General features: G+C 56.0%; 19 protein-coding genes and 1 pseudogene. All 20 read right to left on the reverse strand.

The window, feature by feature from the left end:
- The 20 genes and pseudogenes from A2273_07370 to A2273_07465 all read right to left on the reverse strand — a co-directional run bounded on the left by A2273_07370 (position 1) and on the right by A2273_07465 (position 22,324).
- Positions 1-283, reverse strand: a pseudogene (locus A2273_07370) (hypothetical protein).
- Between the two features lie 4 nt (positions 284-287).
- Positions 288-1,124, reverse strand: coding sequence for a hypothetical protein (locus A2273_07375; protein ID OGF08162.1), 837 nt, complete (start codon positions 1,122-1,124; stop codon positions 288-290).
- A complete protein-coding gene (locus A2273_07380; GenBank protein OGF08163.1) occupies positions 1,117-2,379 on the reverse strand; it encodes a hypothetical protein in 1,263 nt (420 codons plus the stop codon). Before A2273_07380 ends, A2273_07375 begins: the two co-directional genes overlap by 8 nt.
- Positions 2,380-2,385: 6 nt before the next feature.
- On the reverse strand, positions 2,386-3,312 hold the full coding sequence (locus tag A2273_07385; protein OGF08366.1) for a hypothetical protein: 927 nt from the start codon (positions 3,310-3,312) through the stop codon (positions 2,386-2,388).
- 42 nt (positions 3,313-3,354) lie between these two features.
- Positions 3,355-4,797, reverse strand: coding sequence for a hypothetical protein (locus A2273_07390; protein OGF08164.1), 1,443 nt, complete (start codon positions 4,795-4,797; stop codon positions 3,355-3,357).
- A gap of 1 nt (position 4,798) precedes the next feature.
- Entirely contained in the window at positions 4,799-5,956 is a 1,158-nt protein-coding gene (locus A2273_07395; GenBank protein OGF08165.1) for a hypothetical protein, read from the reverse strand.
- 3 nt (positions 5,957-5,959) lie between these two features.
- Positions 5,960-6,781 (reverse strand): hypothetical protein, encoded by an 822-nt coding sequence (locus tag A2273_07400; protein OGF08166.1) that lies wholly within the window; start codon positions 6,779-6,781, stop codon positions 5,960-5,962.
- A gap of 1 nt (position 6,782) precedes the next feature.
- Entirely contained in the window at positions 6,783-7,151 is a 369-nt protein-coding gene (locus A2273_07405; GenBank protein ID OGF08167.1) for a hypothetical protein, read from the reverse strand.
- Positions 7,151-7,870, reverse strand: coding sequence for a glycosyl transferase family 2 (locus A2273_07410; GenBank protein OGF08367.1), 720 nt, complete (start codon positions 7,868-7,870; stop codon positions 7,151-7,153). Before A2273_07410 ends, A2273_07405 begins: the two co-directional genes overlap by 1 nt.
- A 13-nt stretch (positions 7,871-7,883) precedes the next feature.
- Positions 7,884-8,624 (reverse strand): hypothetical protein, encoded by a 741-nt coding sequence (locus A2273_07415; protein OGF08168.1) that lies wholly within the window; start codon positions 8,622-8,624, stop codon positions 7,884-7,886.
- Positions 8,624-9,310, reverse strand: a complete 687-nt coding sequence (locus A2273_07420; protein OGF08368.1) for a hypothetical protein — start codon at positions 9,308-9,310, stop codon at positions 8,624-8,626. The genes A2273_07415 and A2273_07420 overlap by 1 nt, the downstream gene beginning before the upstream one ends.
- 107 nt (positions 9,311-9,417) lie before the next feature.
- Positions 9,418-10,236, reverse strand: a complete 819-nt coding sequence (locus tag A2273_07425; protein OGF08369.1) for a hypothetical protein — start codon at positions 10,234-10,236, stop codon at positions 9,418-9,420.
- A gap of 64 nt (positions 10,237-10,300) precedes the next feature.
- Positions 10,301-12,034 (reverse strand): hypothetical protein, encoded by a 1,734-nt coding sequence (locus A2273_07430; protein OGF08169.1) that lies wholly within the window; start codon positions 12,032-12,034, stop codon positions 10,301-10,303.
- Between the two features lie 299 nt (positions 12,035-12,333).
- Positions 12,334-12,753, reverse strand: coding sequence for a hypothetical protein (locus tag A2273_07435; protein OGF08170.1), 420 nt, complete (start codon positions 12,751-12,753; stop codon positions 12,334-12,336).
- 198 nt (positions 12,754-12,951) lie between these two features.
- Entirely contained in the window at positions 12,952-13,992 is a 1,041-nt protein-coding gene (locus A2273_07440; GenBank protein OGF08171.1) for a hypothetical protein, read from the reverse strand.
- A 169-nt stretch (positions 13,993-14,161) separates the two neighbouring features.
- Positions 14,162-16,333 carry a hypothetical protein gene (locus A2273_07445; protein OGF08172.1) on the reverse strand — a complete coding sequence of 724 codons (2,172 nt, stop codon included), beginning with the start codon at positions 16,331-16,333 and terminating at the stop codon, positions 14,162-14,164.
- 22 nt (positions 16,334-16,355) lie between these two features.
- Positions 16,356-17,567, reverse strand: a complete 1,212-nt coding sequence (locus A2273_07450) for a pilus assembly protein PilC (protein ID OGF08173.1) — start codon at positions 17,565-17,567, stop codon at positions 16,356-16,358.
- A gap of 57 nt (positions 17,568-17,624) precedes the next feature.
- Positions 17,625-18,695: a type IV pili twitching motility protein PilT gene (locus A2273_07455; GenBank protein OGF08174.1), complete on the reverse strand. Its 1,071-nt coding sequence runs from the start codon at positions 18,693-18,695 to the stop codon at positions 17,625-17,627.
- 99 nt (positions 18,696-18,794) lie between these two features.
- A complete protein-coding gene (locus A2273_07460; GenBank protein OGF08175.1) occupies positions 18,795-20,558 on the reverse strand; it encodes a type II secretion system protein GspE in 1,764 nt (587 codons plus the stop codon).
- A gap of 38 nt (positions 20,559-20,596) precedes the next feature.
- A complete protein-coding gene (locus A2273_07465; GenBank protein OGF08176.1) occupies positions 20,597-22,324 on the reverse strand; it encodes a type II secretion system protein GspE in 1,728 nt (575 codons plus the stop codon).
- Between the last annotated feature and the right edge of the window lie 14 nt (positions 22,325-22,338).

Below are 22,338 nucleotides of genomic sequence, written 5' to 3' on the forward strand. Positions count from 1 at the left end.
AGACCAGAAGGCCGTTGATGGCATGGATGGCCACATTGACAACATGATAACCAAACACGTCCAGGCCGCCAAGGCGATAGTTAAGGGCAAAGGAAAGATTCACCAGAGAACGGGGAATGGCCCTTAGAAGCGAGTGTGAATAGATCGAAAGCGACCTGATGCCGTGGTTCTCCACTATGGCGTGATAATCGTCCAAATGAAATGGAGCCTGCAATGAATTGCCGTAAATTAAAATTGCGGCCAAAACCGCCGCCAGCAGGCTTATTTTTTTTAAAAGATTCATTTGCCTAAATCGGAATTTTTCTGTTTTTGTTTTTTACGATACGGCTGTCGATCCTGCGCCACAGGCGAATAGCGGGATACAGCCGCAGGATCCCGGCCAGGTCCCGCAATCGGATCAGAAAGATATCCCGGTAAAGAATGGCCAGGGACCGAGCTCTGGGGATGCCGTGTGAAATTCTAATGGCGTGGCATTCTGCGGCGCTTTCTTTGGCCCGGGCCTCGCTTATTCCCCCCTCCGACATGAAGGCCATGGTCCTGTCCAGATAGCGGAAGCTGGCCCCTTTCAGGTAAAACCTTGAGAATAGGTCGTAGTCGCCGGCAATTTTGTAATTCTCGTTGTAGTAACCGTATTTCAAGTAGGCGTTCCGGGTGATAAAGGAACCGGGATGGTTCAACGTCATCTTGACGGTCAATAAACGGTAATCAATTTCCGGGAACAATGTCTCCTGATAGCCGCCCCGTCTGGAGACCAAACAGACATTGCCGTGATAAACATCGCCCTGGGGTGAATCCCGGCGGGCTTCCACTAAAGCTGAGACGGCATCAGGTGGATAGCGGTCTCCGGCGTTCAGCATGCCTATCAGATCCCCACCGGCTTTGGCCAGGCCCTGATTCATGGCCTGGTAGATGCCGGAGTCGGGCCGGCTGGACCAAAAAACCAGCCCGGCCTGGGCCTGCCGTATGATCTCCACGGTGCCGTCGGTGGAACCGCCGTCTATAACAATATGCTCGAGGTTTTTATATTTCTGTTGCTGGACGCTGTCCAAGGTCCGCTGAATTTCACCGGCGGCATTGAACACCACAGTGATCACAGAGACCCGGGGGGAGGAATTTTCAGACATGACCAGCGCCTTCCCGCACCAACTCCCGGTAAAGGTTCAGATGGCTTTCTACCGTTCGCTCCAGGCCGAACTCCCGCAAGGCCTTTTCCCGGGCGGCAGTTTTCAGCTCCCCTCCCCCTTCAGACTTCCGCAGGATCCATTTGATGCCTTCAGCCAGGTCGCAGGCGTCGAAGGGCTTGGCCAGATACCCGTTTTCCATATTGTCTATCATGTCGGGCATGCCGCCGGTATTGAAGGCCGCCACAGGGGTCCCGCAGGCCAGCGATTCCAAAACGGTGTTCGGCAGATTGTCCTGCAGCGAAGGGACCACCTGCAGGTCGGCTGCGGAGTAAAGCAGGGCCATGGATTGGTCATCATGCAGATAGCCGGTAGTTGTAATATCGTAGCCGGCGCCACTGGAGCTGATGCCATCCCGATGGCCAAAGATCACGATTTCCAGGTCCCGGGGCTGGAAAGACCTCCTCAGGTAGGGCAGCGCCTCAAAGAACAGGGCCGACCCCTTGCGCTTGTCCCCTCCCGGGGAAAAGGCCCCGAAAAGCACTATTCTTTTGTCCTGCGGCAGGTTCAGAATTTCCCGCGCGGCCTTTTTATCCACCGGCTTGTATACTTCCGTATCAAGGCCGTAAGGTATAATTTCGATCCTGGCATTCTTCAAAACGTTGCTGGCCCCGGCCGACCGGGCCATCCAGTGGCTGGGTGCGACAACGGTATATTTTTTGCTGAGCCAGGCCCGGCTTTTTGCCTTCCAGCCCCAGCGGCTGAGGTCGGAAGCCCGGCGGCTTTTTAGCTGGGGGCAGCCGGAGCATTGGGTTTCATATTTTCCACAGCCGCCGTCGTAATGGCATCCCCCGGTGAAGGGCCACATGTCATGAAAGGTCCATACCACCGGACATTTTATCCTGGATATGTCCGCCAGCGGGAGCATCCCGTTCCCCACCCAGTTCAAATGGCAGATGTCGGGATTCATCCGGTTGATCCTGCCCGCCGCTCCGTTATAGAGCCAGTTAACCGACCAGTTCCCGAAATCCCGGCCGGGATACAGCCTGGTCGGCAGCAGATCGATCACCGGCCCCGTCAGCGACCAGACTTTCCCGATTTTTGAACGCGGGGCCGCGACCTGAGGGTCATCGGAGCTCTTCTGGCCTGCCAGCATCAGAGAATCCTGGCCGGCAGAGAGCAACCCGCGGTGCAGGCGGTAGGCCGCCTTGGCCGCTCCTCCCTTCAGATCGGAAAAACTAACGGACAGTATCTTCATGCTTTTTTAAAACTCTTTTATTACATTCATCATATACAACCGGTGCCTTATTTTCTGGTATAGGGACAGGGAGAAATGTTTCTGCTGGATCGCCTGGTCCATCTCATCATCCACCAGGATCGTTTCCGGGTGGATCAGGGGGAAATCCAGCGGTTCGGCCTGGGCGTTGGCCACCCTGATCCTTTTGCGGGTGTGGGTGGCCTCCCGGGAGAAACCGATATTGCTCACCAGATTGGCCGATGGTATGGCTGTCAGCCCGCCGTTAAGCCAGCTGGAATAGGTCCAGCGGTAGGCCCAGGAGTGGTTCTGTTCCCGGTGGGTCTGATCGAATATCCTCTCCCAATACCGGACATGCCGGCGGTTCCCCAGGAGCCCATCCAGCCACCGGCTGTCGCGGAGCGATGGCCATCGGGACATGGAGAAATCGAATCTGTCCCAGGCCCTTTTCCAGGTGGCCCATCCCCAGATAAGGGGATATTTGGAAAAATGGTAACTGGTCCTGGACTTAGGACGGCTGTAATGGAAGTTGTTTCCGGAGATGGTCATCACCCGCGGATCTTCCCGATATCTCTCCAGCAGGTCGCGGCAGAAAACAAAGAAATCCGGCGAGGGCAGGCAGTCGTCCTCCAGGATTATCCCGCTCTCCACCCGGCTGAAGAACCAGCCTATGGCCCGGCTGACAGATTTTTTCAAGCCCATATTCTTTTCATTGAACAGGGTCTCGACCGCGCATCCCCAGTCGGCGGCCTGGGCGTATTGCCTGACCCTGGCCACCTTTTCGGCGTCCTGAACAACCCCCTCCCGCGGTCCGTCCACCGCCAGAAACAGGCGCTGGACCCGGTTCTCCCGTAATCTCTCCAACACCCGGCCCGTCTCCTCCGGACGGTTGAATCCCAGCAGCAGGACCGGAGTGTCGTTTGGTTTGTTGTTCATCAGATCCCGAATGATTAGGTTGGCCATTACTCCCCCGGAATATCAACCGGAGGGAATTAATACCTGCCGGACATCACGAATGAAGCTGTGATTGAATATCCGGCTGGTAAAATAATATATCAGCAGGAAAACGGCAGCAAACAGGGCAGCCCTCGGTCCGGGTGAAGGGATCCAAAAAACCACCCCGTATGAAACAATGCCGCTGGCAGCCGCCAATAGTAGCGGCCTGCCCAACGATCTCCCGTAAGCACCATAACCTATGCTGGCAACCGGCCGTATCCAGAAGATATAATTCGGCAACAGGGCCAGCAGTTGCCCGGCCATCAAGCATAAGGCCACCCCCATGATCCCCCAGCGATACCCGAGCAATACTGTCGCCGGGATCAACAGGAGCATCAGGCCGCTCCAATAAAAATGCAGGTCGGCCCTTCCCTTTGACAGCATTAATGTCCCCGAAGGCTGCCAGACCGATCTGGCCGCTGAATATACCGCCAATATCCTCAGCAACGGAACCACGGAGCCCCATTTATCCCCCAGCAGCAGTCCCACTATCGGTTCGGCCATGATGCCGATCGCTGCGTAAATCGGAAAAGTGATGGAAGACAGGTTGTTTATAAAAGACAGATAGAGGTTGTTTTGTTTCGCGCGGTCCGACTGGTATTGGGAAAGGACCGGGTAAGCCACCCGGATGACCGCCGGATTGATCAATTCAAGCGGTTTGAGGGCGATGTTTTTTGCCAGGCTGAAGAAACCCAGCAGCTCCGGTCCGAACAAACGGCCGATGATTATAATATCCAACTGGAAGTTAAAATAGGACATAAGCCCTGAGGCGGTTTGGTAGAGCCCGAATTTTACATAAGACTGGACATCCCCCGGCGAAAAACCGGGCTGAATGCGGTAGGTCCTCAGGCCTAACAGCAGGAATAACACCGCGGACAGGACATACTGCGCCATGACCCCGGCCATCAGGGAATAAACACCGTGGCCTTTTACCGCCAAAAATATCGAAATGACCAGATTGCATAAAACAGCAGCCGTTTCTATGGCGGTGATAATTTTGAACCGCAGCTGCTTCTGCATCAATGCCGCGAACTGCAAGCCCAGCGGGACGACCAGGAACAGGGCCGAGGCCAATCGCAGCAGCTGCTGTAGTTTTAACTCCTGATAATATTTGGCCAGACCCAAGCTTGAAAGGTACAGAACGGCGGACACACAGATGCCGGACAGGATATTCATCCAGAACAGCGACGACAATTGGCTGGGTGAGATATCCTGACTAGAGATGATAAAATTGCTGGTTCCCAGATCGGTCACCAGCAGAGCCAGCCCGATCACAGCGAAGACGATGGCCATCAAGCCAAAGTCCGCCGGCTCCAGCAGCCGGGCCAGAACGGTCATCTGGATCAAATATATGGCCGCTTTTAAAACAGTCCCGGCGGTGCTCCAGCGGACACCCGATATGGCTTTTATTCTGAATTCTGCCATTTTACCCGTACAGTCCGATTGCCAGTGTTTCCATGGTCTTATTCCAGTTGAAAAGTCCGGCGTGTTTTCTGGCGTTTTCTGAGTACCGGCCGTACAGGTCTGGATCCCCAAAAAACACGCTCAGGGCGCCGGCCAGAACCTGGGGGTCGCCTCCCTCGATCAAAAACCCTGTCTCCCGGTCCAGCACCGTCTCGGCCGGGCCGCCGGAGTTGACCGCCACCACCGGCAGTCCATGGGACATGGCCTCCAGCGGGGCCAGCCCGAATGGTTCATTGAGGGCAGCGCTTACGTAAACATGCGATTCGGCGTACAGCCGTTCAAGCTCTGACTGGCTGACGCTTCCCGAAAAACAGACGGCTTCCCCCAGTCCCAGCTCACCAGCCAGTCTTTCCAGATCTGCTCTCTCCTCTCCGTCTCCCACGATGTTCAGCCTCACCGGATGTCCCTGGTCCAATATTATCTTCAACGCCCTGATAACTGTCCCAATGTTCTTGAATTTCGTCAGCCGGCCGACCGTGATCAGGTTGAACGCCCCGCCACTGAAATTTTCCCGTTCCGGCTCTGCAGGCTGTTCCACGCCGATATATACCGTTTTGATCTTATCTTCGGCATAGCCATACACCGCCCGGGCGTATTTCCGGGTGTATTCCGAATTGGCGATCACCCGGTCGGGCAGGGCGGCCAATTTTACATCAACAGCCTTCAGCAAGGGATTAAAGAACCCGGCTCCCAGGCGCATCAGGGGATCTTTGATGGAGGCTATCCACTCTTTGGAGTGGATGAAGGCCGATGGCTCCTGGCACATCCAGACCAGGCGGACCTTTTTGTGGAACAGCTTGTAAATGCCTCCCCACCAGTTGGCCGGAAAGACCTGGGAGAATAGAATAAAATCTTCAAATTTATCAAGGACCCTGGATACTTTGATGTAAGACCAGGGAAAAAGAAACCAGAACCATGGGCTGGAGGACAGCGGGCCTCCGATATCGATGAAATCGATGTCCTGGCGGTGATCCCCCACCAGGGCCTCATCGGCCCTGATGGAGATGACCCTGACCCGGTGGCCCCGCTGGGCCATCCGGCGGCCCGACTCCAGCACGAAACGTCCGGCCCCGCCGTGGGCGGTGAAATGGGGATGCAGATATATAATGGTCTTGGCCATGCCTCAGGTCCCGCCGATAAGGTTCCACAGCCGGTAGACCGCGGTTGTCTTGACGATGTTGAACCGGTGTATCAATTTTAGCATCGGCCTTTTATCAAGATACCTCAAAGCGATCCGATATTCTTCCTCGAACTGGGCGCCGAAACCGCCGCCGCTCTTGGACTGCCGGTACCAGCGAAAATCAGCCAGATGGTTCCGTATCACGTTTATCCGGTATTTGGAGGCCATCCGGCACCACATATCGTAATCCATGGCATAACGAAGCCCCTCGTCGAAATATCCCAGCTCTATATGAACATCCCGGCGCCAGAAGGTGGCCGGCTGGGAGATAAAATTCTCCTTTAAAAGATTTTTAAAGGAAGGAATCCCCAATAATATATTTTTGTACCAAGTGATGGCTTTCCTTATCTCGTGGCCGTCTTCATCTATAATCCGGCAGTACCCGGTCAGCAGTTTCTGGCCCGGATTTAACCGGAAGAAATCGCTGACCGTCTGAAGGCATCTCGGGGCCAGCAGATCATCAGCGTTCAGATAGGCCGCCACCTCTCCCCGGGCCATCCTCAGGCCCTTGTTGATGGCGTCGGACTGCCCCCGATCCTTCTCCGAAAACCAACGGAAACTAAAGCCGGCGCAGGCAGCTTTGATCCGCCCGGCGGTCAGGTCATCCTGGCATCTTTTTAATATCTCCAGGGTGCCGTCGGTGGAACCGCCGTCGATGACCAGATATTCCAGCTCAAAATCCCCGGCCTGGGAGACCACCGAATCGATGGTCCGGGGCAGGAACCGGGCCAGGTTATAGCTGGGAGTGACTACAGATATCAGCATCTCACTTGCCTTCCAGCATCTCCCTGAGCCTTTCCTTGAGCAGGCCTATCTCCTGGGCCATTTTTTTGTTCTTCTCGGTCAGGTCCGAAGTGATGATGGAGAATTGGATCAGGATGACGAACAATGCCATCACCAGTATCAGCAGGAAGGCGGTGGGCGGGTAGGCGATGCCCATCAGATTGGCCATCACCTCCAGCCCCCGGCGCCATATCGAGAAGAACATGAAGACCGCTCCGATGAACAGCCACAGCAGGGAATGGTTCTCCCGGATCCTTTTACGGCGGATCAACTCCAGGATGAACAGCAGCAGGCCGACGCTGCCGGCTATGGCTAAAAACTGGATGCGGTGGGGATCAAAAGACGTGAACATCACTCCCTCCTTATTTTGGGCCGGATGGCGTTCATGGCCAGGGTCAACAGCACTTTTATCATGTAATAGGGTCCGATGATGCCGGACAGCGAAGAGGCGCCCTCCTTACGCTGTTCCATCTTCACCGGCACTTCGGTCATTACAAATCCGTTACGCCCCAGCAGCACCACCGCCTCGGGCTCGGGGAAATCATCGGGGTAAGTCTGGGCCAGAAATTTCAGGGCCCGGCGATTGTAAGCCCGGAAACCCGAGGTGTTGTCGGTGATCCGCTGTCCGATGAGCAGAGAGTTGACAAATTGGATCATCCTCATTCCCAGCCGCCGAAAGAAGGCCGTCTTATATTGATAGGGCCGGGTTAAAAACCTGGAACCGATCACCACCTCGGCCCGGCCGGCCAGAAGCGGGGCGATCAGGGCCGGGATCTCCCCGGCCAGGTGCTGGCCGTCCCCATCGAACTGGACGGCGATATGGTAGCCGTTCCTTTGGGCATAGATGAAGCCAGTCTGCACCGCCCCCCCGATGCCCAGGTTCACCGGCAGGTCTATCACCCGGACGTTATGGGCCCGGGCAACGGCCGAGGTCTCGTCGGAGGAGGCGTCATTGACCACCAGGATATCGGCCTCCAGGCCGGATGATCCCAGGTCTTCCAGCACCCGTGCTATGTTCCCGGCCTCGTTGAAGGCCGGGATGATTGTCAGGATATCGTGTTTTTTTGGCATCATCCGAATTTGGTTATTTGTCCGGGGTTGCCCGGCCCGGGGCTTTAATGAAAGTATAGTTGCCCGGCCTTCCGATGCAGGCGATTGAATACCCGGCGGCGATCAATCCCTCTATCGATCCCTTGATCCTTTTAACATAGCCGCCGTCCAGGGGATTGAAGGTCTCGTCATATTCCACGCAAATGATCGAAACATCCAGCTTATCCTCCAGGATCGAATCCAGCACCCGGTATTCCGCCCCCTCAATGTCCAGTTTTAACAGGTCCAGCCGGCGGTGTCCGTTCCTCCCCATCAACTCGCTGAGCCTGGCGACCTCGGCCGTAAAATAGCTATCGGTCCCCTGCAGATTCAACAGGGAATGGGAGACATGCTCGGGGTTTAGGGGGGCGTAGAACCTGAGTTTATCCGCCCGGTCCCATAGTCCTATCCCCTGAAAATGGTAATTAGCCTCAGCTCCGGCCGTTCTTCGGACATATTCGATTGACCTGGGAGTGGGGTCGAAGGCATGGACCTGGCAGCCGAATTTTCGGATCAGTCCCAGATCGAAGGAGATGTCCTCACCGCACCCGGCGCAATAGCAGACCGCTCCTTGATTGATCAAAGATACCGGGACCGCCCACCCTCCGTAGGGTGTGCCGATGAACTGGACGTCTCTCCGGGCCAATATCCGGCGCCCTGTCAGGGGATCGCGCCGCAGTGCTTTGTAGACGGCGCCCCGCACAAGGGCAGCCAATTTGGCTGCAAAATCAAGCATCAGAGCGCTGCAGGAACATTGTCCCCCGCTGTTTTGGATCTATAAAGACAGTCATGGGCGGAAAACCTGTCCACCAAATCGTAACGATCTTTTAAAAATCCATTCACCTCATCGAAAAACCTGGCCTCCACTAATATATAGCGGGGACGGTATTTTTCAATGTTCAGCCCTTTTAAAACTTCAAGCTCGAAGCCCTCGACATCCAAAGAAAAGAGATCGATATCCGGCAGGTCGTCCTGTTCATCGAGGATGGATCCCAGTGTCCTGGCCGGAACTTCTATTTGGTACGTTCGGTCGAGATTCTGGATCTTCAGCCCGTTCTTTATATGTTCCTCTTGGGCTTCCTCTGTTTTCAATCCACCCTGGGCGACAGACATCAGGTTGGCATAATGCATGGTCAGGGCGGGTTCACCGTATGAGCGGCTCACCAGCCCGCAGTTATACACCCGGGAATTGGGCCGCTCCCTCAGGCACTTTTGATAAAGCTCCGGGATGGCCTCGACCAGCACCCCGCGCCAGCCGAGCTTTTTCTCCAGGTAATAAGTGTTGCTCTGGGCGTATCCGTCGTTGGCCCCGGCCTCGATGAAAAATCCGTTCCGATAGTTGATATAGCGTGAAAGTTTTTTGTCTATATCATTGAGGGCTGGCCTGGGGTTTTTAGATATCCTTTGCTTAAGGCCATACAGAAAGTTCTTAATATTATTTTTTCGTGGGGAAAGCATATCCTCCAAACTTACCTACGGTAATGTGTATCATTTGTATTGCCTTTCCTGGCAAAATTTAATGTTTGTTTTCATCTAGTGAACGAGAATCCTATGCCGGCCCCCGGATACCAATGCTTGGCTGGTTTTTCCTGGAAGAAAACAAAATGCCGGCCTCTCTTCAGAGAAAACTCAAGAAGCTTGTCAGTGCAATGGGCATTGTCCCCCAGGATCACCGCCTGCCGGGACAGCTTGTCCGCAATCACCCTGTATTCCTCGGCCTCATAGTCCGGAGAATGATCGCTGTCATTGATAAAAAGGTCTATCGTCCCGGTAAAATTTTTCAGGGATGTGATGGAATCGCCGTATAGTATAGACCCGTAGTTTGCATAATCCCCGGACATCAAATATCCCGCTCCGGGATCTATGTCGGTGCCCAAGTACCGGCCGGGGTGCCCCTCCCGGGCGTTGCGCCTGAGCGCCACCGCCAACAAGCATGCCCCCAGCCCTTTATCAACCCCGGTTTCGATGATCACCCCGGGCTTTAATATCCTGGCCAGGGCGTACCAGCCGATCCTCCTCCCGTAACGCGCTTCCCGGTCGGCAATGAAGGCCGAACCGCTGGCCCGGGTCAACTGGTGGATATGCCGGCGCAGTTCATCGTCCTCCTTAAGTTCCCGGATATAGGACATAACCAGATCGTAGCTTTTATTTGTAATATCGGCAATCATCGACGCCAGATATCGTTCATTGGTCTCATCCAGGTCATAGGTAAAGTTGGATATCTCCCGGGATACGAACAACAGACGGAACAGGTTGGCCAGCGGTTCCCGAAAGTACCTCCAGGCCGTCCTGGCCCGGTAGATGACAAGCAGGGAACGGCCCAATAGCGGAGTTTTGGCGATGGTCATCAATGGTCCCATTTGCACCTCATGGTTCCTTGTAAAGCCCGCCTCCGTTCCGGCCCGGCCGGATTCAAGGCATATGTTTTTCAAGCTCCGGATTTTCCCCCGCGGCCCGCTTCAGATAATTTTCCGAACTGTCCCGCCGCCCCGTCTGCCGGAACAGGATGCCCAAATTGAACAAGGCTTGGGAGGCCTTCCCATCAATCGATAAAACCCTTTTATATTGGCGCTCCGCCTGCTGTAGTTTACCCTGCTGGTGGTAAAGCATCCCCAAGTTAAGTTGGGCCCTGATATTCTCCGGCCGGCTTAAAATTGCCAGTTTGTACTGTCTCTCCGCCCCGGCAGTATCGCCCCGCTGGTGGTAAAGGTAAGCCAGATTATACCTCAACGACGAGGAACGGGGCGCCAGTTCCAGGCCTTTTTTAAAACTGTCCTCAGCTTTTTCCCAATTCCCTTGAGACTCATACACCACCCCCAGGCCGTGAAATATATTTTTGTTCTTGGGTTCCAGTGTAAGGGCTTTTTGGTAATACAGCTGGGCTTTATTATACTGGCCGGATTCGGTAAAGATGTAGCCCAGATGCTGATATGATAGCGCAAGTCCGGGGGTCTTTTCAATCAAATTCAGCAGAAGACTGTTGTGATCGTAATATATCGGCAGACGAATAATGGATAGGGCCGCAAATACCCCCAGAATGATCGCAGCCGCCGCAAAATTCGCCGTCTTGCGCCAATTGATCTCCCCCAAGACATTCATCTGGGAGAGCATCAAAACAAAGCCGAGCAGGGGAACATACAGCCGGTGCTCCAGGAAATTTACGAACTCGGCGCCCCTCAACAGGTGGGGCAGCAGGAACAGGACCAGGATCGAGGCCCCGGTATAGAATAAACCCTTATTCTTTAGCCCCCGCGCCGCGATGGCGGCAATTATTATAATGACGACAACAGCTCCATATAAAACCATATTGATACCAGGGATCGGGATCACCGACAGATTGAACGGCAATAATATCTTTCCCAGATATCCCAGCAGGCCCTGGACATTTTCCCAAAAACTGTTGAAGATCATCCTACCGGATTCGTTGCTTCCCCCTATCGCCGAGTTCCGCAATACAAACCAAAAGACCGATATACCGCCCCAGCCGATCATCAAGGCACATCTTGATTGCCGGGAAAGATCACCGGCCCGATAAAACATCATATAAACCAATCCCACCGCCGGCAATACCAGGGCCGCCTCCTTGATGAAAAGGGCCGACAGATAAAAGGTCAAATGAATGAACAGCCAGCCTCGCGATCCGGTCTGGGTGATCTTATATAACGATATCAGCCAGAGCAGGACAGCCAAGCCCAGCAGAGAGTCATTCCGGCCGGGGATCCAGGCCACCGCCGGGACCAGGGCCGGGTGGACCAGAAAAAAGATCGATAATAGCGTTGCCAGCCCGGCACCGACCTCAGATTTTTTCAGGAAGAAGAACAGCAGGCAGGCTGCCGTCAGATGTATGATGATGTTGCTCAGGTGGTATATCCAGGGCGAGGTCCCGCCGATCCTGGCGTCAATCATTAACGAGAGGGTAAGGAACGGCCGGTAGGCTACGGTTTCGGCCCGGAAGACATCCGAGCTGAATATCTTAAGAACATTATGAGCATTGGAGATGAATCCTGCATCCTGCACGATCAGGGTGTAGTCATCAAAATAGGTGTATTTGAAGAATACCGCCGGGGCATAGAGCAGCAGGCCCAGCAGGGCATATTGCCGCCAAAAAGGCAAGCGCCGGAGAAATGTATCCATATATTTTTTCATATCGTGACGGGAATTATATCAGAACTAGGCTTTTGTATCTACCATTTATTACTTTGGCAACTAAATACATCTGCTCGTCATTCCCTCGAAAGAGGGCATCCAGGCCTGGATGCCCGTTCCCCGATCTATGCCGAGGACAAGTTTCAGGGGCATGACAACGAAGACTTCCGGAAAATGGATTGGGGTTATTGTCCTGTTTAATTGTCAAAGTAATAATAGATCCAAAATCAGCCCTGAAAATATAGAAACTAAAATAGGTAGGTTGCTTAACAACCTACCTATTATACACGGAAAACAGCTTACAGGCTGATGCCGGGGGACAGGGTCAGGGTCAAGATGTCGGTCTTGCCTTCGCCGACGATGGTATAGCCGGAGAATGCTCCGTCATAGGTGACTATGCCCGGAGTGGCAGTATGGGTTGCCGAATACTCAATCACGCTGCCCGGGGTCAAGGGATTCTTTAAGTTAACAGCGTCAATCAAGGCTGAGAAAAGAGTACCTGACGGGGTGGTGGAGGAGCCGTCCTCGGCATAAACGCCATCGTTACGGGTGGAGAAATCCTCGGCAGTCAGCTGAACGGTGTGCATGTTGGCCTTGATGGCCGATTCCTTGGCCCGGTCCTGCATGGACATAAAGTTGGGGATGGCGATGGCCGCCAGGATGCCAATGATGACCACCACGATCATCAGCTCGATGAGGGTAAAACCTTTGCGGGACATTTTGTTCTCCTTTTTAAAGTTAATTGATATGTCTGATAATTTAAATTGTTACTCTATAAATAATGCAAGTCTGATGCCAAAATAATTTATTATGCAGTATGTTAATTATCAAGCGGTTATAAGTTTTAGATCATATTGGTTTATATTAAGACCTTGCATTTGCTTATATTGTACCATATGACCTTGCATATTGCAAGGTCATATTGACTGACCCGGAGTTAGTTCCAATGATAATAGCTCAATTTTTCCAAAACCTCTTATTTTATACCTATCAGCTCTGGTTCCAACACCATCTCCTATTATGGCCCCGGAAGTATCGTAGGTTGTATAAAATACCATACCGGGGTTTCCAGCAGGATCATCGTTATCCAAATAGGCTAAGGCGTTTTCCTCTTTATTGAAAGGATTGGCATAACCCAAATAGGGACAGATCAGAGAATTGACCGGGAAAGGTGGTTTATACACGCCTTCGGTAATAGATTTATCTACATTAAATTCGGGATTTACAGCAGAGATCCTAACCTCCAGATCAGCCGGATAAAAACCTCCGGTCCTGACATTGTAATCTTCCACCACCAATTGCAAAGTATGCATATTGCTTTTGATGGAAGCCTCCAAAGCTCTGGCCCGCATGCTCATGTAATTGGGCACCGCTATGGCCGCCAATACCCCTATAATCACCACTACGATCATCAGCTCTATCAGGGTGAACCCCTTCTGAGCCGTTTTATTGGCTTTCTGCTGGATCCGGTTAAGCTTTTCTATGATCTCCCTATCCACCTTCTGCTCCTCCTTAAGTATGCGGGTGTACACCTCCAGCTCCGACAGTATGGACCTGGCTGTCTCCTGCTCCCCGGCCACCATCTTCCTGACGCTCTCGGTCATTACATTGAACTGCTGGGCCAGATGATGGCCCTCGTCACCCTTGCGGAATTTCATGGGCCTTTCAGGCCACCGGCCGCTCTCCAGGTCCCTCATGCCGTTGTTCAGCCTGACCAGCGGCCCGGCGATGCGATGCGAGATGATGATCGCTATCCAGCCCATGATAACGATCAGAACCGGCACCACCACCATCAAGGTCTGATTGACCTGATCGAAGATGCTGATTATGGAGACCGCACCGCCGGCAAAATCCTGGCTGGTGATCCCGTTCCAGATTATCATATAGATAGCCCCGCCCACCAGCAATATCCCGCTGGCCACCATGGCCAAGATCTGGGCTACGATCCTGATCTGCATATCCTTGTGAGCCAGTATTTTTCGCCTTCTATTTTCAGCCATACCCGATCCTTTTTTATATTGTCATATAATACAAGCAATTATCATGCCCGATAATACCATAGCCCGGGTAATTGCGTCCCGGGCTATATTTTGTTTTCCAATCAGCTAAAAACCCCTGCCGGCCCTGTCAATCGGCACTAATATTATAGCTTTTCAGCTTGCGGTACAGGGTGGCGTAATGGATACCCAGTTTTTTGGCGGCCAAAGATTTATTGTTTCCGCATTCCTCCAATACCCGGAGTATGGTCCGCTTCTCCTTGTCCTTAAGGCTCCCTCCCTCCTCCGGGGCCGATGCTTCCTTTTTCACCTCAGGACCGGGCCTCAGCAGCTCGTCCGGCAGGCTTGACCGCTCGATCACCGGGCCGGTCTCCAGGATGATGGCCCGCTCCAGGACATTCTCCAACTCCCGGACGTTGCCCGGCCAGCTGTACTGCATCAAAGCATCCCTGGCCGCGGCCGACAGCAGTTTTACCGGAAGGTTCTGCTTCCGGCAGTAATTGTCAATGATCTCCTCGGCCAGCAGCAGCACGTCGTCCTTCCGGTCCCTTAAGGGGGGGATGGTTATCTGGATCACATTGAGCCGGTAGAACAGGTCCATCCTGAATTTGTTGTTCTCCACCGCCTTGGCCAGGTCGCAGTTGGTGGCCGAGATCACCCGGACGTCCACCTTGATGGGACGGGTGCCTCCCACCGGCACGATCTCCCTCTCCTGAAGCACTCGCAGCAGCTTCACCTGGATGGCCGGCGAGGTCTCCGACACCTCGTCCAGGAAAAAGGTGCCGCCGGAGGCCACCCGGAACAGGCCGTCCTTGTCGCGCATGGCCCCGGTGAACGACCCCTTGACGTGGCCGAACAGTTCCGATTCCAGCAGGGTCTCCGGCAAAGCGGCGCAGTTGATGCTGACGAAAGGCCCCTGCCCCCGGCCGCTCAGGCGATGCAGCTCCCGGGCCAGCAGCTCCTTGCCGGTGCCGGACTCCCCGCTGACCAGCACCGTGCTGTCGGTGGGAGCCACCTGCTGGACCATGTTCATGATCTCGACGAAGTTCGGGGACCGGCCTATAATCCGGCTGTCATATTCCCGGCCGGCCTGTTCGGCCTTATGGGCCCCGGGGATCTCGATATGGGCAAACCGGGCGAAATCGTCTATGGTCTTGCGGATGTACTCGGTCTTCTCCTTCACCCGGGAGATCTTGGAGATGATGACCGGGTCCACCTCATTTTCCCTCATCAGTTCGGAGATGGTGGCGTTTATCTCGGAGAGATAGGGATGCAGCAGCTTCAGCAGGGATTTGGTCAGCTCCTTGGAGGTCTCCAGCTGTTCCATCTCGATCATCCGGTTCTCCAGGGATTTGACCGCGCTCAGGTCCTGAAAGATGGCGATGACCCCCTCCAGCTTCCCCTGGCTGCCATAAACCGAGGTGGTGCTGACCCCCACCGGAATGCCCTCCTCCCGGCCCCGCGATATCTTTATCTCCATCCGCTGGGAGCGGTTCCCCGGCAGGCTATTCTCCGGGTTCAGCACGCTCCCCAGGGGCTCCAACCCCTCGACGGCTATCTGGGAGACATTGCGGCCGATGATGTCCTTCTTTCCCAGCCCCAGTATCTGCAGGCCGGAAAGGTTGCAGTATACGATCTGTCCTTTTTCATTGATGGTCAGCAGGCCGCTGCCCATCTTCTCCAGAATATCGCCGGTGGAAAGCTTGAACTCCTCCAGGGCCCGGGTGGTGTCCTCCAGCTGCCGGCCTTTCAGCCTCAGCCTTTCGGCCAGGTAGCCGGAGAAGGCCGCCACCAGATAGAAGCAGATGGCATAGAGGTATCCCCGGAAAACAAATTCGGTGGTGAAGGCGGTCACGAATTCCTGATCCCGGCCCAGCAGCAGGCCGGTCCTCAGGCTGCGGTAATCCAGATAGATCAAAAAGGCCAGGGTCAGGCTGGACAGGGTGGCGGTGAAGATGGCCCCCCTGGCAAAACGGGCATTGGCGGCGGCGATGATGGCCAGGAAGAACAACAGGGTGAAGGGATTCTCCGCCCCGCCGGTCTTATGGATGAAGATGGCGATCCAGCCGATGTCCAGCACCATTTGGGCATAATCCCACCGCCAGCCGGGCCATTTGTAATTCAGATACCTGGCCAGAATGGTCAGCAGCAGGTACATGACCGACAGCAGGATGATGGCCGCAAAAGAAAGGGGAAGCGCCCCCAGTGCCTTCAGCACCAAAGCGCTTCCCGTCATCAGGGCCATGATCGTCACCCGGCCCCACAGCAGGATCGGATTGTCCTTTAGGAAGGTTGCTCCCATCAGCTTGCCAATGATAGGCCGATTACTTGCCGCCCATCAGGGCCGAGGTCATGCTGAAGATGGGCAGGTACATGGCGATCACCATGCCGCCGATTCCCAGGCCCAGCACCACCATGATGATGGGCTCCATGGCGGCGGTCAGCCCCTCCACCGCCCCGTCCACCTCCTCGTCGTAGAAGTCGGCGATCTTGTTGAGCATCTCGTCCAGGCCGCCGGTGGCCTCGCCCACCGCGATCATCTGCACCACCATGGGCGGAAAGATCTTCATGGTCTTCAGGGGGGCCGAGATGGTCTCGCCGCCGCCGATGGACTTGCGGGCCGACATGATGGCGTCCTGCACCACCCGGTTGCCGGCGGTCTTGGCGGTGATCTCCAGGGCGTCCAGGATGGCCACGCCGCTGGACAGCAGGGTGCCCAGGGTCCGGGCGAATCGGGCCACGGCCGATTTCTGCTGGAGGTTGCCCAGGATGGGGATTTTAAGCATCAGGGTGTCCAGGTACAGCTGCCCCTTGTCGGTCTTGTACCAGCGCTGCAGGAAGATGATGGCGGCAGTTGCCACAATTATGATGGGGATGATGAACTTCTGCAGGAATTTGGAAAGCCCCACCACGAACAGGGTTGGGCCGGGCAGCTTGGCCCCCATTCCGGCGAACATCTTTTCGAAGATGGGGATCACGAAGATCAGCAGCACCGCCGCGGCCCCCACCGCCACGGTGATCAGGATCACCGGCATGATCATGGCCCTTTTGACCTTGGCCACCAGGGCCTCGGCCTTCTCCAGGTAGATGGCCAGGCGCATCAGGATGTTGTCCAGGATACCGCCGGCCTCGCCGGCCGCCGCCATGTTGATATACAGCTCGCTGAACACATTCTTCTGCCGGTTCAGGGCCTCGGCCAGGGTGGAGCCGCCCTCCACATCGGTCTTGATGGTCTCCAGCACCTTCTTGAAGGTGGGATTCTCCTGCTGCTGGGCCTGGATCTCCAGGCAGGACACCAAAGGCAGGCCGGCGTTGATCATGGTGGCGAACTGCCGGGTGAAGATCGACAGGTCCTTGTTGCTGACCTTGGGCTGCATAAAACTGAGTTTGAGCTCCTTGGGCTTGATCCGCACCGAGGACACAATTATATTTTTCTTGCGCAACGCCTCGATGACCGCGCCTTCGCTTTCGGCCGTCAGCTCTCCGGATACCAAACCGGCTTTGGAATCGCGCCCTTTCCAGAGATATAGTGGCATCGTTATTGCTCCTTGTAAATATTTATTTTTCTCTAAGGAAATATATTGCCGATTTGATTACACCACCGCCTGGCGTTTCTTGATCATCTGGTCCAGTTCCTCAACGTTGGAGGTATAGTCGAAGGCGGTGTCCAGGGTGATCTTCTTCTCCAGGAACAGGTTCATCAGCGACTGGTTCATGGTCTGCATGCCGTATTTCTGTCCGGCCTGCATCGAGGAATATATCTGGTGGACCTTGTCGTCCCGGATCAGGGCCTTGATGGCCGGAGTGCAGACCATCACCTCCAGGCACAGGGCCCGGCCGCCCCGGGTCATGGGGATCAGCTGCTGGGTGATCACCCCCTCCAGCACGAAGGCCAGCTGGGCCCGCACCTGGGGCTGCTGATAGGGAGGAAAGACGTCGACTATGCGGTGGATGGATTCGGCCGCCGAGTTGGTGTGCAGGGTGGCCAGGGTCAGGTGGCCGGTCTCGGAGATGTGCAGGGCCGATTCTATGGTCTCCAGGTCCCGCATCTCGCCCACCAGCACCACGTCGGGATCCTGGCGCAGGGCGTATTTCAGGGCGTTCTTGAAACTCTTGGTGTCCGATTCCAATTCCCGCTGGTTGATGATGCATTTTTTATGATGATGGATGTACTCGATGGGATCCTCGACGGTGATGATATGCCCCCGCCGCTCGCTGTTGATCTTGTCGATCATGGTGGCCAGGGTGGTGGATTTGCCCGAGCCGGTGGGCCCGGTGACCAGCACCAGCCCCTTGGGTTTGTCGGCCAGGGCGGCGGCGATGGGCGGCAGGCCCAGGGCCTGGAAGGAGCGGATCTCCCAGGGGATCACCCGCATGGCCATGGCCACGCAGCCCCGCTGCAGAAAGATGTTGCCCCGGAAGCGGGAAAGCCCCTGAATGCCGATGGACAGATCCAGCTCCCGCTCGGTCTCAAAGCGTTTCTTCTGGGTGTCCTTCAGGATGCTGTAGGCCAGCTGCTCTGTCATTTGCGGGGTGAGCGGCTCGTGGGAGGTCTGCATCAGTTCGCCGTCCACCCGGATCACCGGCGGTACGCCCACCGTCAGGTGCAGATCGCTCCCCTTCTTCTGGATCATCTCCTCCAGGAGTTGGGTAAGAGTCACCATGCTTTGCCCATCCTTATTTTATATTCATTTTAGCGCTGGAACAGGGGAATATTCGGGATCAGCCTTTTAGGTTTTGAATTTTACATTTTTATATTTGAACTATCCCTCGGCGGTCTCGCGGAACATCTCCTCCACCGTGGTCAGGCCCTGTTTGACCTTGCCCCAGGCGTCCATCCGCAGGGTCAGCATGCCCTGCTCCACCGCCTTGGCCCTGATGGAGGTCACCGCCTCCCGGTTCAGTATCAGGTCCCTGATGTCGGGAGAGATGGGCATCACCTCGTAGAGGCCCACCCGGCCCTTGTACCCGGTGTTGTTGCAGATGGGGCAGCCCCTGCCCTTGTAATAAGTGACCCCGGCCACCTCCTCGGCTTTGAACCCCATGTCGATCAGGGACTGGGGATTGATCTGAAATGGCTCCTTGCAGGCCTTGCATATCCGGCGCACCAGCCGCTGGGCCTGGATCAGCACGGTGGAAGAGGCCACCAGAAACGGCTCGATCCCCATATCGATCAGGCGCGACACCGACGACGGGGCGTCGTTGGTATGCAGGGTGGACAGCACCAGATGTCCGGTCAGGGCGGCCTTGACCGCAATGGCGGCGGTGGGGCCGTCGCGGATCTCGCCCAGCATGATGATGTTGGGGGCCTGCCGCAGCATGGCCCGGAGGGCCACGTCAAAGGTAAAACCTATGCCCAGCTCGGCCTGGACCTGGTTGACCCCTTTCAGATTATATTCGATGGGATCCTCCACCGTCAGGATGTGCCGGTCCGGCGTGTTCAGCTGGGATAGGGCGGAATACAGGGTGGTGGTCTTTCCCGACCCGGTGGGGCCGGTGATCAGGACTATGCCGTAAGGGGCATGGATGGCTTTCATGAAATTCTTCAGGGCCAGCTCGGTAAAGCCGAAGTTGGCCAGGTCCAGGGTCAGCGATCCGGCGTCCAGGATACGCATCACCACCTTCTCCCCGAACAGCACCGGCAGGGTGGAGACCCGCAGGTCTATCTTCTTGTTAAGCACCTTGATGGCGATGCGGCCGTCCTGGGGCTTGCGGCGCTCGGTGACATCCAGCTTGGACATGATCTTGATGCGGGAGACCAGCGGGGCTTTCATCCGCATGGGCGGCTCCATCAGGGTCTGCAGCACGCCGTCCTGCCTTAATCTTATCCGGAAGACCTTCTCGTAGGGCTCCACATGGATGTCCGAGGCCCCGCGACGGACCGCCTCGGTCATGATGTAATTCACCATCTTGACCACCGGAGTGGAGGAGCCGGCCTGCTGGGCATCGGCCAGGTCCTCGTCCTGCTCCAGGTCATCCACCATCTCCATCTCGATGTCTTCCCCCAGCCCCTCCAGGGCCGTGTCCTCGGGCAGGCTCTCGATGGCCTCTTCCTTGACCTGGCTCAGCTGGCCGCCGGAGGCGATCACCTGGACGTCCTTGCCCAGCGGATAGTGCTGTTCCAGCAGTTTCTTGACGGCCGAATAGCTGGCCACCACCGGCTTGACATCCAGCCCGGTGAGGAATTTGATGTCCTCCAGGGCGAAGATATCGGAGGGATCGATCATGGCCAGGGTCAGGGCCCGGCCCAGGCGTTTTATCGGGATCACCATGAATTTGTTGGCGATGTCCGGCCGGACCAGCTTGATGACCGCCGACTCCACCTGGAAATTGCTCAGGTCCATGGCCGGGACGGTGAACTGCCGGGACATGAACTGCATGGCCACGTTCTCGGTGACCATCCCCATCCGGACCATGGTGGCGGCCAACGGCTCGTTGCTGTTCTTCTGCTCCAGGGCGGCCTGGTCGTACTGGGCCTTGGTCAGGAGCCCCATCTTCAAAAGCATGTCGGCTATGTTTTGCGCCATATATCAACAATCTATCTATGATGTGTTTGATTATCCTGCTACTCGGCGGCGGCCACGGTCTCCTTGATGACCTCTTCGATGGTGGTTATACCGCTGCGGACCTTGTGGATGCCGTCCATCCGCAGGGTGGACATCCCTTCTTTCACAGCCTGGGCCTCTATCTTGAAGGTGGGGGCCCGCTCCAGTATCAGGTCCCTGATGGCCGGGCTAATCGGCAGGATCTCGGCCAGGCCGATCCGGCCCTTGTATCCGGTATTGCGGCACTCCGAACAGCCCTTGCCCCGGAAGGCGGTGAAACCGGCGATATCCACCTTGTCGCCCAGAAATTCGCGCAGCATCTTTTCCTCCGGTTTGTACTGCTCCTTGCAGTAGGAGCAGATCTTGCGGACCAGCCGCTGGGATTCCACCAGCAGCAGCGAAGAGGCGATCATGAACGGCTCCACCCCCATGTCCACCAGCCGGGTGATGGTCAGCGAGGCGCTGTTGGTGTGGACGGTGGACAGCACCAGATGCCCGGTGAGCGATGACCGGATGGCGATCTCGGCCGTCTGCCGGTCGCGGATCTCTCCCACCATGATGATGTTGGGATCCTGCCTTAAAAAGGCTTTCAGGGCGGCGGTAAAGGTGGTGCCGCCTTCCTCGTGCACCGCCACCTGATTGACCCCCATCAGACTGTACTCCACCGGCTCCTCGGCGGTCATGATATTGGTGTCCGGATGGTTGATGGATTCCAGGCAGGCGTACATGGTGGTGGTCTTGCCGGAGCCGGTGGGCCCGGTGACCAGCACGATCCCGAAGGGCGTCTGGATGGCCTTCAACAGATATTTCAGCGGCTCCGGCTCGAACCCCAGGGTGGGCAGGTCGAATGACACCGCGCTGCGGTCCAGAATGCGCAGGGCCACCTTCTCCCCGAAGGCGGTGGGGATGATGGACACCCGGATGTCTATCGGCTTGCCCTGGATGATCATCCGCAGGCGGCCGTCCTGGGGAAAGCGCTTTTCCTCGATCTTTAATTTGGCGATGATCTTTATCCGGGCCGCTATGGAGCTCTTCATCCTTAAGGGGGGCGACATCACCTCGTGCAGCACGCCGTAGACCGACATCCGGACCCGGATCTCCTTCTCATAGGGCTCGATGTGGATGTCGGTGGCATTGCGCTTGACCGCCTCGGCTATCAGGCCGTTGACCAGCTTGGCCGCCGGGCTGCTCTCGATGGCCGCGGCCATCTCCGAGGCGGAATCTCCGCCCGCCTCCTGCTGTTCCTCCAGGACCTCCAGGTCTCCGGCATCCACGTCGGCCTCGGCCTCATCCATGGCCTTCATCACATCCTCCAGCATGCCGGCCGACCCGTATTGCTTGTCGATGGCCGACCAGATGGCGGCCTCGGAGGCTATCACCGGACGGACCTCGAAACCGGTGGAGAATTTTATGTCCTCCATGGCCAGGACATCGTTGGGGTTGACCATGGCCACGGTCACGCTCCGTCCCAGGCGCGACAGGGGGATCAGTCCGTACTTCTGGGCTATATGGGGCGGTATCAGTTTAAGGACGGGCTCGTCGATCTTGTAATCGTTCAGGTTGACCGAGGGGACGTTGAACTGCTTGCTCAAGAAGGCCACCACCTCGTCCTCGGTGACAAATCCCAGTTTTACCAGCAGGGAGCCCAGCCTCTGGCCCGAGGTCTGCTGTTCCTTAAGGGCCTGCTCCAACTGCTCCGGGCTGATCATCCCGGCCTTGAGAAGCATATCTCCAACTTTTAACGCCATGTCATGTCTTATTT

Source organism: Candidatus Edwardsbacteria bacterium RifOxyA12_full_54_48, assembly GCA_001777915.1.
Classification (GTDB): Bacteria; Edwardsbacteria; AC1; order AC1; family EtOH8; genus UBA2226.